This window comes from Pararhodobacter sp., assembly GCF_036802785.1.
In the GTDB taxonomy this organism is placed as follows: domain Bacteria; phylum Pseudomonadota; class Alphaproteobacteria; order Rhodobacterales; family Rhodobacteraceae; genus Pararhodobacter.
In genome coordinates this window covers 1-10,984 of the sequence record NZ_DAIRVN010000106.1, presented here as the reverse complement: position 1 = coordinate 10,984, position 10,984 = coordinate 1, and the positions used below count along the sequence as shown (strand labels likewise).

Below are 10,984 nucleotides of genomic sequence, written 5' to 3'. Positions count from 1 at the left end.
GCCGCCGGTGAAGCGCTATCTAGGCCCACAGCAAAAACACCGCAAGAGGAAAAAGACGGTTTGATGACGAATTTTCCATCAAAGCGTCGCCAGACCCTTGTTTCATTGAGTTATTTTCTGCCTTTCCGCCCGACCTATCCGCCCCCTGCCCGCGCCGCGCCAAAGCGGCAGGCTAGGAAACTTGCGCCAAACAGCGCCGCCAGGAAACTTTCCGAAAACGGGGCCGCGAAAGGATGAATCGCCGGGCAGAATCAACCGCGAGTCCCCGCGACTCGGAAGCATGATTGACCTGGAATCGGCGGATTGATTCCCCCGGCCCGGCAACGCCTCCCCCACAGCCGCCGCCGCGCACGTACCCGCTAGCGCGCGCCACCTGTCCTTCAAGCCGTTGTTTTCAAATTCTTTGTGAAGCACCGCCGGTCATCCATACCCGGCCAGCCCCCGTATTCACTGCTGTTACCCACAGTGGAACACCCTTCAGAAACGGAGACTGACATGATTCGTAAGACCCTTATCGCTACCAGCTTCATCGCCCTCGCCTCGGCCCCGGCATTTGCTGACAATCACGCGCAGGCGCTCGATATCGTCGATCTCGCCGTGGCCAACGGTAACTTCACCACGCTTGTCGCAGCGGTCGAGGCTGCCGGGCTGGTCGATACCCTCAAGGGCGAAGGCCCCTTCACCGTCTTCGCACCCACGGATGAAGCTTTTGCCGCGCTGCCCGAGGGCACGGTTGAGGCGCTTCTGAACGACATTCCTGCCCTTACAGCGATCCTGACCTATCACGTCGTTCCGGGCGCGGTGATGTCGGGTGATCTGAGCGACGGCATGATGGCTGAAACCGTCAATGGCCAGTCGGTCACCATCACGCTGGGCGATTCTGTCATGGTGGACAATGCGACAGTCGTGATGGCCGATATCGAAGCGTCGAATGGTGTGATCCATGTGATCGACACCGTGATCATGCCTGAGTGATCCCGCCCCTATAGGCAGGAAAGGCCCGGCCATCGCGCCGGGCCTTTTCATATGCCGGGCTACCCCGCATGGTTGACGCGTTCTGCCGCCCCGGGCACTGATAGGGCAGACAGGGGGGAAAGCATGCAGATACTCGCGATTGATCAGGGCACCACATCCAGCCGCGCCATCGTCTTTGACGGCGCTTTCCGCGTGGTGGCGAGCGCGCAGCAGGAGTTCGCGCAACATTACCCTGCCTCAGGCTGGGTAGAGCATGACCCGGCTGATCTGTGGCAGACCACACTCGCCACCTGCCGCACTGCGCTGGAACAGGCCGGGCCGGTCGCAGCCATCGGCATCACCAACCAGCGCGAGACCCTGCTGATCTGGGACCGGGAAACCGGCGAGCCGATCCACCGCGCCATCGTCTGGCAGGACCGGCGCACCGCCGATATCTGCACCCGCCTGCGCGATGAGGGGCATGAAGGCATGATCACCGGGCGCACCGGCCTGCTGCTTGACCCCTATTTCTCGGCCACCAAGGCGGGCTGGATGCTGGACAATGTTCCGGGCGCCCGGGCGCGTGCCGAGGCCGGGAAGCTGGCGCTGGGGACGGTGGACAGCTTCCTCATCTGGCAAATGACCGGCGGCAAGGCCCATGTGACCGACGCCACCAACGCCGCGCGCACCATGCTTTACAACATCCGCACCGGGGAATGGGATACTGACCTGTGCCGCCTGTTCGACATCCCCATGGCCCTGCTCCCCGAGGTGCGCGACTGCAACGCTCATTTCGGCGAAACCGACCCGGCGCTGTTCGGCAAGGCGATTCCCATTCTGGGCGTGGCGGGTGACCAGCATGCGGCGGTCATAGGTCAGGCCTGTTTCCAGCCCGGGATGATGAAATCGACCTACGGCACGGGGTGCTTCGCGCTCATGAACACCGGCGATCAGATGGTATCGTCGCATAACCGGCTGCTGACGACGGTGGCCTATCAGCTGGATGGAAAGACCACCTATGCGCTGGAGGGTTCGATCTTCATCGCCGGCGCAGTGGTACAGTGGCTGCGGGACGGGCTGGGGATCATCGAGGCCGCCCCCGACACACAGGCGCTGGCCGACCGCGCCGACCCCGCGCAACAACTGATCGTCGTGCCCGCCTTCACCGGGCTGGGCGCGCCCTATTGGCGGCCGGAATGCCGGGGCGCGGTCTTCGGCCTCACCCGCAACTCCGGCCCGGCCGAGCTGGCGCGCGCGGCGCTTGAAAGCGTGGGGTTCCAGACGCGCGATCTGTGGTCGGCCATGCAGGATGACTGGGCGAAAAGCGGCGCGAAGGCGCATACCGGCACCCTGCGCGTCGATGGCGGGATGAGCGCCAGCGACTTTGCCATGCAGTTCCTGTCGGATATTCTGGGCGCCCCGGTTGACCGCCCCAAGGTGCTGGAGACGACGGCCATGGGCGCGGCATGGCTGGCCGGGTCAAAGGCCGGGATCTACCCGGACGCCGCCCGCTTTGCCGAGGGTTGGGCGCTGGAGCGCCGCTTTGACCCGGTGATGGACAGCAACACCCGCACCACCCGCTACACCGCCTGGAAACGCGCGGTGGCCGCCACCATCGCGGCGGCGGGCTGACGCCGCCCCTCAGGCCACGTTCTGCAGAGACACCTGCGCTGTCACGCCCAGCGCGTGGCAGACATCACGCGTCAGATGGGCGCGGTTGAGAGTGTAGAAATGCAGATCCTCCACCCCCTCGCTCATCAATGCGTCGCACATCTCGGTGCAAAGCGCGGTGGCCAGCAATTCCTCGCGCCCGTCGCGGGCGGCTTTTTCAAAGGCATCATCCAGCCATGCGGGCACCGTGGCCCCCGTCGCCAGCGCGAATTTGCGGATGCCCTTCCAGTTCTCAATCGGAATGATGCCCGGAATGATCTTGGCGCCGTCCATACCCTCGCGCACACAGGCATCGCGGAAGCGCAGAAAGGTATCGGCCTCGAAGAAGAACTGGGTGATCGCGCTGTCAGCCCCGGCGGCAAACTTGCGCTTGAGCCATTGCACATCGGCGGCGCTGTCGGCGGCTTCCGGGTGCGGCTCAGGGTAGGCACCCACCCGCAGCTTGAAATCGCCCGTTGCGGCCAGCGCCTCGATCAACTCGATGGAATGCGCAAAACCTTCGGGATGGGCCGTGAAACGGCCCTGCCCCTTGGGCGGATCGCCGCGCAGGGCCACAATCTCGCTCACCCCGGCATCGGCATAGCTTCTGGCGATTTCCAGTGTATCGGCGCGTGTGGTGTCAACGCAGGTCAGATGCGCGGCCACATTCAGCCCGAACTGCGCGCCGATCGTCGTCACCGCCTCATGCGTCAGCTTGCGGGTTGTCCCGCCCGCACCATAGGTAACCGACACAAAGGTCGGCGCCAGCGGGGCCAGCATGCGCACGGTCTCCCACAGCCGGAAGCTGGCATCCAGCGTCTTGGGCGGGAAAAACTCGAAGGAAACGCGCGGTGCGGACATGATAAGGCTCCTGTTCATGCTCCCCTTGTCGCACAGACATCAATGTGAGACAAATTCATTATTCTCATCATCCTCATGAGGCGAAGCGCATAATGCATCTGGAATTTCGCCATCTGCGCACCATCCGCGCCATCCACTATGCCGGTGGGGTGGCCCGCGCCGCAGATCAGCTCAACATCACGCAATCCGCACTCAGCCACCAGCTCAAGGGGCTGGAGGAACAATGCGGGGTGGAGCTTTTCGTGCGCCGCACCAAGCCGCTCAGGCTTTCGGCGGCAGGTATGAAACTGCTGAAGCTTGCCGAAGACATCCTGCCCCGGATCGACGCGCTGGAAGATGAATTCCGCGCGCTGATCTCGGGAAAATCGGGCCGCCTGCATATCGCCATCGAATGCCACGCCTGTTTTGAATGGTTGTTCCCGGTGCTGGAAACCTTTCGCAAGGCATGGCCCGATGTCGATGTCGATATCCGCCCGGGGCTGTCCTTCGGCGCGCTGCCCGCCCTCGCACGCGAAGAAGTTGATCTGGTGGTTTCCTCCGACCCTGAAACCCTTGAAGGCATCGAATTCATTCCGCTTTTTGACTATGAGCCGCGCTTCGTCGCCGCGAGCACCCACCCGCTGGCCCGGCGCAGCCATATCGAGGCCGAGGATTTCCGCACCGAGACCCTGATCACCTATCCCGTGGACCGTGCGCGGCTGGATGTGTTCAGCGGCCTTCTGACCCCGGCCAAGGTGGAACCCCGCGCCATCCGGCAGGTAGAGCTGACAGCGGTGATCCTGCTTCTGGTTGCCTCGGGGCGCGGGGTGGCGGTGCTGCCGGACTGGGTGCTGCGTGAGGTCAGGTATTCATCCGACTACATCACGCTGCCGTTGACCGAAAACGGCATGACCAAGCGCCTGTTCGCTGCCACACGCAGCGAGGATGCCACCAAACCCTTCATGGCGCATTTCCTGCGGCTTGCCCGCACCGAACCGATGAAACTGCAAAGGGCCTGAGCAATGGCGCGCATCATGATTCTGACCGGGGCGGGGATTTCGGCGGAAAGCGGGCTGGGCACCTTCCGCGACAAGGACGGACTGTGGACGAAATACCGGCTGGAAGACGTCGCCACCCCGCAGGGCTTCCGCCGCAACCCGGCGCAGGTTCACGCCTTTTACAACGCCCGTCGCGCGAATTGTGCCGCCGCCGCGCCCAATGCCGCCCATGTGGCGCTGGCCCGGCTGGAAGCCACGCTGCCCGGGCAGGTGCTGCTGGTGACCCAGAATGTCGATGACCTGCACCAGCGCGCGGGGTCGCAAAACGTGTTGCAGATGCACGGCGCCCTGATGCGCGCCACCTGCCATACCTGCCGCCATACCTGGCCCGCCCCGGCGGAAATGCAGCCCACAGACCCCTGCCCGGCCTGCGCGCGCAAGGCGACACGCCCCGATGTCGTCTGGTTTGGTGAGATGCCCTATCACATGGACGCCATCGCCGAAGCGGTCGAGCGGGTGGAAATCTTCGCGGCCATCGGCACCTCGGGTCAGGTCTGGCCCGCCGCCGGCTTCGCCGCCGCCGCCCGCCGCGCAGGCGCGCATTGTGTGGAACTGAACATGGAGCGCTCGGAAATCTCGGAAGAATTCAACGAGCACCGCCTTGGCCCCGCCAGCAGCATCGTGCCGGAATGGGTGCAGGACATCCTGAACGCCAGCCGCTGAGCACGGAAACTGCGCCGGATCGAGGGGATGATGGTGGGCGACCCTGACCCGCCAAGAGTCCCCTGCATTGCCCCCGCCCATGATAAGCGACTGAACCAGTAAACCGGGACCGCCCCGTAGCCGAGTTCGAGCCGGGCCCGGAAAAATGAACTTTTTTTGCAGATTGCCAAGGCTGACGCGATTGCAGAAGCTTTTTTCGACGAATAAAAGTTTGGGAGGGCTTGTCGGCGTGGACAAATCAACACTGATTGACGCCGTTGCGAGCACGTTGCGCGAAGCAACTGTGTGGGAGAGCGAAAATCAACTTCTGATTGCGGCAGAAGCGGTGGTCCGTCAAACGCTGGCTGCTGCTGACAGCCGTTTGCGCGCTGTTTGTGGTGACGAGTTGCCGGGCATCTGGCGAACGGCGAACCTGCAACAATTGACCGATGTGCCCACCACTTGAACGGTCCCCACCGCGTCCGCGCTCACCCCTTCATACGCCCTCACTGCAAGCACGCCCCTCCCCCGCAATTGCTCAGGGCGTGGCCGATCCTCCCTGCCATGATCTCGCTGTGCCCAGGAAACGCCGATGGCGGACAGCAGACCTGCTGTGCGGCGGGGGAGTGGGTCAAGGCGCAGACCAGCACCGCCGGAGCTGACGCAGGCTGTCACGGGCGGGCAGGCAGCAAGGACTGGGCGCGCGCGTGCGTCTTTTTTTGGCCCCCAAGGCTCGTGTGCGCTGGACGTCGGGCGCGCGGTTCAGTTCCAGCGCGCGCAGGGACACCCCAGTGCCGCGCATGGTTCACTTCCAGGCAGGCCTTGCAGACCGATCCTCGCATGGCATCCGCAAGGCCGTCGCCGTAATAATGGCTAAAGCCTGGACGATTGAACATCAGATCAAGGCGGGAATGGCACACACCCAGGCCAAAACCTCCGAAATCCGCGTAAGAGGGGCCGCCCGGCGAATCCTTGCGGCCGACGGGATGCAGGCCTTATCGGCTCCGGACTGGTGACTTGCAGGACACATGGGTCGTAACCCATTATATGCAACACCTCGAAACAGTACCCTTGCGGGACACGCTGCCGTTGATTTCATTGCGAAAAATGGGGAGATGGTGGGCGACCCTGGAATCGAACCAGGCGTGGGTCTCCCCGGCGGAGTTACAGTCCGCTGCCGCACCTTGCAGCACGTCGCCCGACGCTGAGGGCCGAAATATCGAAGGGTGTGCGGGGCGTCAAGGGGCTGTTGCAGTCTTTTGCGCCCCCCTTGCAGAGCGCGCGCCAAGCGCGCATTCTGCCCGCCTTGAAATACGGGGACAGTGATGAAAAAACCCGCCTGGGTCATCGACAAGGAACGTGGCAAACGCGCGGCGGCGGCAGAAACCGTCTGGCTGTTCGGCCTGCATGCGGTGCGCGATGCGCTGCTCAACCCGGCGCGCGAAAAGCTGCGCCTGCTTGTCACGCTCAATGCCGCCGACAGGCTGGCCGATGCCATCGCCGCCTCGGGCATTGTGCCCGAGATCGAGGATGCGCGCCGCTTTTCCGCCCCTCTGGCCGCCGATTCAGTGCATCAGGGCGCCGCGCTTGAAGTGAAACCGCTGGACTGGGGCCATTTCGACGAGCGCTGTGCCACCGGCCCCGGCGCGCCCCTCGTGGTGCTTCTTGACCGGGTAACTGACCCGCATAACGTCGGTGCGGTTCTGCGCTCGGCGGAAGTGTTCGGCGCCCGCGCCGTCATCGCCCCCGCCCGCCATTCCGCACCTGAAACCGGCGCGCTGGCCAAGACCGCCTCGGGCGCGCTGGAACGGCAGCCCTATATGCGCGTCGTCAATCTGTCCGATGCCATGCAGACCCTGCGCGCCATGGGCTACACGCTGCTGGGCCTTGACGGCGATGCCACCCTCACGCTGGCCGAAGGCATTGCACAGGCGGGCAACCGCCCGCTGGGGCTGGTGCTGGGCGCCGAAGGGCCGGGCCTGCGCGAGAAAACCCGCGAGACCTGCGATCATCTGGTGCGCATTCCGGCCGGCGGTGCCTTTGGCTCGCTCAATGTCTCAAATGCGGCGGCGGTGGCCCTTTACGCGGCCACCCAGCGCGGCTGAGCCGCATTTCACATATTTGCGAGAGGCTCTTATCAGGCGCGATTTCGGGCCCATATCATGCTAAGAAGCGTGAAGCAGGAACACTCGCGTTTCCTCCACTGTCCCTCGTTCCCCACTTCGCCCGGTCTTACACAGGCCGGGCGATTTTTCTTGCACCCGCGCGGCGTGGCCGGGCAAGAATGACCGCAAACCAGCCGGAGTGCACCATGGACAGCCCCCGCTATTCCCCGCCCGATGACGCCACATTGCGCCGCATCCTGCAATCGACGCGCACCATCGCAGTGTTCGGCACGTCGCCAGATCCGGTGCGCCCCAGCCATTTCGTGGCGCGCTATCTTTCCTTGCGCGGCTTCCGGGTGATCCCCGTCAACCCCGGCCATGCAGGCGAAACATTGTTTGGCGAGACGGTGCGCGCCAGCCTCGCCGACTGCCCTAAAGACACCGATATGGTCGATATCTTCCGCCGCTCTGAACATGTCCCGCCGATTGTGGCCGAGGCCATTGACCAGCTTCCGCAACTTCGCACGATCTGGCTGCAGGTCGGTGTGGAAAGCGATGCGGCCTTTGCCATGGCGCAGGCGCGCGGGCTGCAGTTCATCCAGAACCGCTGCCCCAAGATCGATTATCAGCGCCTGTTCGGTGAGTTGCGGATGGGCGGGTTCAACACCGGGGTCATCTCGTCCAGCCTCTGACTATTCGCCAAGCGCAATCCCCTCCCGGCGCGGATCGGCCCCGCCCTGCAACCGCTCACCGATGGCAATGGCCTGAAGGCCTGAGTTCAGCGCGGTGACATTGGTGGTATAGCCCAGCGCCTCCAGCTCCCCGGCCATATCGGCGGCCCAGGTGCCCTCCTCCAGCGTATAGGTGCCGAAGCTGTTGACCAGATGCGGCATCGACACCACCTCCTGCACATCCATCTCCCAGTCCAGATGCGCGATGATCGCCTGCGCCGTGTAGCCGATGATCGTGGCCCCGCCCGGGCTGCCAATGGCAAGAACCGGCGCGCCATCGCGCAGCACGATGGTCGGCGCCATGGAGGAGCGCGGGCGCTTGCCCGGTTCTACGCGGTTCGCAACAGGCCAGCCGCCCTCATGGCTGCGAAACGAGAAATCGGTCAACTCATTGTTCAGAAGGAAACCGCGCACGAACAGGCGCGAACCAAAGCCGCTTTCAATCGTGGTGGTCATCGACAGCACATTCCCCGCCGCATCAACGATCGAGATATGCGAGGTTGCGGGCCGCTCAACCTGCCGGTCATCGCCCCAAAGCTGCGCATGGTCCCATTCGGGCTGGCCGGGCGCAACCTCGGGCAAAGCATCGTCACGGCGCAAAAGACCGGCGCGCCCCTGCAGATAGGCCGGGTCGGTCAGGCCGCCCAGCGGCAACGGGACGAAATCGCTGTCAGCCAGATACCGGCCCCGGTCGGCGAATGCCAGCCGCGTTGCATCGCCCATGAGGCGGCGCGCGGTCAGGTCCTGCGGATCCAGCGCGGCAATGTCATAGGGCTCCAGCATGCCCAGTATCTGCGCCACCGCCACCCCACCGGATGAGGGCGGGCCCATGCCGCATACCTCATGCCCGCGATAGGGCGCACAGACCGGCGCGCGCTCGATCACCCGGTAGCGCGCCAAATCCTCCGGCATCAACAGGCCCGGATGCGCGGGCGTGCGGGTCGCCGCGACGATGTCAGCGGCAATTTCGCCGGTATAAAACACCGCCGCCCCGCGCGCGGCGATCTGGCGCAGGGTGTCGGCATACTCCGGGTTCATCAGCCGCTCACCCGCCGTCAGCGGGCTGCCGCCGGGCAGGAAATAGGCGGCAGCGGATTCAAACACCGCCAGCCGCTCTGCCCCCGCCGCCACCGAATCCGCCAGCCGCGCCGAAACGGTGAAGCCGTCTTCGGCCAGCGCGATCGCATCGGTGAACAGGCCCGCCCAGTTCGACTGCCCCCAGCGGCGATGCGCTTCCTCCAGAAGGCGCGGGGTTCCCGGCACACCGACCGACCGGCCTGAAACCACCGCCCCCCAGAAATCCAGCGGCTCGCCACCCTCATCAAGCAAGTAACGCGGCCCGGCGGCAAGGGGCGCGGTTTCACGCGCATCCAGCGTGGTCAGCGCGCCGCTTTCCGCGTCATACCAGAGCAGAAACGCGCCGCCGCCCAGCCCCGATGATTGCGGCTCCACCAACCCCAGCACCGCCTGCACCGCCACCATCGCATCGGCGGCACTGCCACCCTCCCGCAGCACCCGCGCCCCGGCGTCAACGGCAAGCGGATGGGCAGCGGCCACCATCCAGTTGTCACTTTCCACCACCTGCCCCGAATCGCGCAGCGCCATGGCCTGCGCCGCCGCGCCAGAGGCCTCGGGGAATGCCGTGCCCAGTGCCGTCGCCCCTTCGGGTGCCAGCACATCTGATACCTGCTGCGCCGCAACCGGCAGGGCAAAAGCCGCCACCAGCACTGCCGACAAGATCCCCGCTTTCATCCCCGTCCCTCCTGTTCCGTTGCGCCGTGATCCGGCCTGCGCGGCCAGACGCAGGCACAAGCCCCGGACACAGCCATTGCCGCGCCGCTTCATCTTGCCACAAATACGCCGGGGGGTGAATTGGCCGCGAGGCCAAGAGGGGGGCAACGCCCCCCTGCCCGCTCACCGGGGCGAAAACCGCTTATTCGGTCCCGGTCAGTGCCAGAAAGGCATCTTCCAGATCGGGTTCGGCGGTGCTCAGATCAGCAATCTCTACCCCGGCCGCGGCCAGCGCCGCCAGTATCTGACCGGCAGAAACCCGGCTGCGCGGATAGCCAAAGGCCAGCCAGCCATTGGCGCGGTCCTCGCGCACCACGCCCTCGGGCAGGTTCAGCGCGCCGACCGTCCCTGCCGGGCGCACCAGCAGCGTCTTGCCATCCATCCGCCCGACAAGCGCAGCCGTGGAATCGCGCGCCACCACCTCGCCATGGTCGATGATGGCGATCTCGTCGCACATCTCCTGCGCTTCTTCCAGATAATGCGTGGTCAGGATGATGGTCATCCCCTCGCGGTTCAGCTCGCGCACATTGCGCCACAGCATCTGGCGCAGCTCGATATCCACACCCGCCGTCGGCTCGTCCAGCACCAGCACCTGCGGCCAGTGCACCAGCGCCTTGCCCAACAGCAGCCGCCGCCGCATCCCGCCGCTGAGCGTGCGGGCATAGGCACCCGCCTGCTCCTCCAGCCCGATCAGGCGCAGGATCTCATCGGTGCGCCGCCGGGCGCGCGGCACGCCGTAAAGGCCCGCCTGCACCTCCAGCGCATCGCGCGGCGAAAAGAACGGGTCCACGTTCAGTTCCTGCGGCATGACGCCGATCGCGGCACGCGACTGGCGCGGATTGGTATCCTGATCAAACCCCCAGATCCGCACTTTCCCGGCGGTTTTCACCACCAGACCGGCCAGAATGTTGATCAGCGTCGATTTCCCCGCGCCATTCGGCCCCAACAGGCCAAAGATGGAACCGCGCGGCACCGTCAGGTCAAGCCCTTTCAACGCCTCTTTCGGCGCGCTGCCGCCCTGCCCGCCATAGACCTTGCGCAGGCCCGCTATCTCGATTGCATGTTCCGTCATCTTGCTCCTGCCGGGCAAATCGCTATCTTCGCGACAGACCTAGGCCCAAAAGCCTGCCAAGACAACGCCTGCCCAGATTAATGCCCGTCAAGACAATGCCCGCCCAGTCAAGGAATGCCAGCATGAGCGCCCAAACCCCCC

Annotated in this window: 11 protein-coding genes and 1 tRNA gene; 8 read left to right on the top strand and 4 right to left on the bottom strand. The window is 65.0% G+C overall.

The window, feature by feature from the left end; all coding sequences use genetic code 11:
* The 3 genes from V7Q53_RS22195 to glpK all read left to right on the top strand — a co-directional run.
* Positions 1–237, top strand: a 237-nt coding sequence (locus tag V7Q53_RS22195; protein WP_333831080.1) for a hypothetical protein, incomplete at its 5' end; no start/stop codon positions are given.
* Between the two features lie 258 nt (positions 238–495).
* Positions 496–975 carry a fasciclin domain-containing protein gene (locus V7Q53_RS22190; RefSeq protein ID WP_333831078.1) on the top strand — a complete coding sequence of 160 codons (480 nt, stop codon included), beginning with the start codon at positions 496–498 and terminating at the stop codon, positions 973–975.
* 123 nt (positions 976–1,098) lie between these two features.
* On the top strand, positions 1,099–2,586 hold the full coding sequence (gene glpK / locus V7Q53_RS22185; RefSeq protein ID WP_333831076.1) for a glycerol kinase GlpK: 1,488 nt from the start codon (positions 1,099–1,101) through the stop codon (positions 2,584–2,586).
* 9 nt (positions 2,587–2,595) lie between these two features.
* Here glpK and metF read toward each other — a convergent pair whose 3' ends face one another.
* A complete protein-coding gene (gene metF, locus V7Q53_RS22180) occupies positions 2,596–3,465 on the bottom strand; it encodes a methylenetetrahydrofolate reductase [NAD(P)H] (protein ID WP_333831075.1) in 870 nt (289 codons plus the stop codon).
* Between the two features lie 92 nt (positions 3,466–3,557).
* Between metF and V7Q53_RS22175 the strand changes: the two genes are divergently transcribed.
* The 3 genes from V7Q53_RS22175 (at position 3,558) to V7Q53_RS22165 (ending at position 5,610) form a co-directional block, all read left to right on the top strand.
* The gene (locus V7Q53_RS22175; RefSeq protein WP_333831073.1) at positions 3,558–4,463 is read left to right on the top strand and encodes a LysR family transcriptional regulator; all 906 of its coding nucleotides are present in this window, start codon (positions 3,558–3,560) and stop codon (positions 4,461–4,463) included.
* A 3-nt stretch (positions 4,464–4,466) separates the two neighbouring features.
* Positions 4,467–5,165: an NAD-dependent deacylase gene (locus V7Q53_RS22170; protein ID WP_333831072.1), complete on the top strand. Its 699-nt coding sequence runs from the start codon at positions 4,467–4,469 to the stop codon at positions 5,163–5,165.
* Positions 5,166–5,346: 181 nt separating this feature from the next.
* A complete protein-coding gene (locus V7Q53_RS22165; protein ID WP_333831071.1) occupies positions 5,347–5,610 on the top strand; it encodes a hypothetical protein in 264 nt (87 codons plus the stop codon).
* 650 nt (positions 5,611–6,260) lie between these two features.
* Here V7Q53_RS22165 and V7Q53_RS22160 read toward each other — a convergent pair.
* A tRNA-Tyr gene (locus V7Q53_RS22160) sits at positions 6,261–6,344 on the bottom strand.
* Positions 6,345–6,469: 125 nt separating this feature from the next.
* On the opposite strand from V7Q53_RS22160, the gene rlmB reads away from it, so the two are divergent.
* Both rlmB and V7Q53_RS22150 read left to right on the top strand, forming a co-directional pair.
* On the top strand, positions 6,470–7,249 hold the full coding sequence (gene rlmB / locus V7Q53_RS22155) for a 23S rRNA (guanosine(2251)-2'-O)-methyltransferase RlmB (protein WP_333831069.1): 780 nt from the start codon (positions 6,470–6,472) through the stop codon (positions 7,247–7,249).
* A 206-nt stretch (positions 7,250–7,455) separates the two neighbouring features.
* Positions 7,456–7,941 carry a CoA-binding protein gene (locus tag V7Q53_RS22150; protein WP_333831068.1) on the top strand — a complete coding sequence of 162 codons (486 nt, stop codon included), beginning with the start codon at positions 7,456–7,458 and terminating at the stop codon, positions 7,939–7,941.
* On the opposite strand, the gene ggt is transcribed toward V7Q53_RS22150, so the two are convergent.
* Together ggt and V7Q53_RS22140 are read right to left on the bottom strand one after the other, a co-directional pair.
* Positions 7,942–9,732, bottom strand: a complete 1,791-nt coding sequence (gene ggt / locus V7Q53_RS22145) for a gamma-glutamyltransferase (protein ID WP_333831066.1) — start codon at positions 9,730–9,732, stop codon at positions 7,942–7,944.
* A gap of 181 nt (positions 9,733–9,913) precedes the next feature.
* On the bottom strand, positions 9,914–10,843 hold the full coding sequence (locus V7Q53_RS22140; RefSeq protein WP_333831064.1) for an ABC transporter ATP-binding protein: 930 nt from the start codon (positions 10,841–10,843) through the stop codon (positions 9,914–9,916).
* Positions 10,844–10,984: the final 141 nt, after the last annotated feature.

Bases quoted from the DNA above. Each gene is read 5' to 3' on its own strand.
- V7Q53_RS22190 (WP_333831078.1), top strand. From the start codon at position 496: ATGATTCGTAAGACCCTTATCGCTACCAGCTTCATCGCCCTCGCCTCG.
- glpK (WP_333831076.1), top strand. From the start codon at position 1,099: ATGCAGATACTCGCGATTGATCAGGGCACCACATCCAGCCGCGCCATC.
- metF (WP_333831075.1), bottom strand. From the start codon at position 3,465: ATGTCCGCACCGCGCGTTTCCTTCGAGTTTTTCCCGCCCAAGACGCTG.
- V7Q53_RS22175 (WP_333831073.1), top strand. From the start codon at position 3,558: ATGCATCTGGAATTTCGCCATCTGCGCACCATCCGCGCCATCCACTAT.
- V7Q53_RS22170 (WP_333831072.1), top strand. From the start codon at position 4,467: ATGGCGCGCATCATGATTCTGACCGGGGCGGGGATTTCGGCGGAAAGC.
- rlmB (WP_333831069.1), top strand. From the start codon at position 6,470: ATGAAAAAACCCGCCTGGGTCATCGACAAGGAACGTGGCAAACGCGCG.
- V7Q53_RS22150 (WP_333831068.1), top strand. From the start codon at position 7,456: ATGGACAGCCCCCGCTATTCCCCGCCCGATGACGCCACATTGCGCCGC.
- ggt (WP_333831066.1), bottom strand. From the start codon at position 9,732: ATGAAAGCGGGGATCTTGTCGGCAGTGCTGGTGGCGGCTTTTGCCCTG.
- V7Q53_RS22140 (WP_333831064.1), bottom strand. From the start codon at position 10,843: ATGACGGAACATGCAATCGAGATAGCGGGCCTGCGCAAGGTCTATGGC.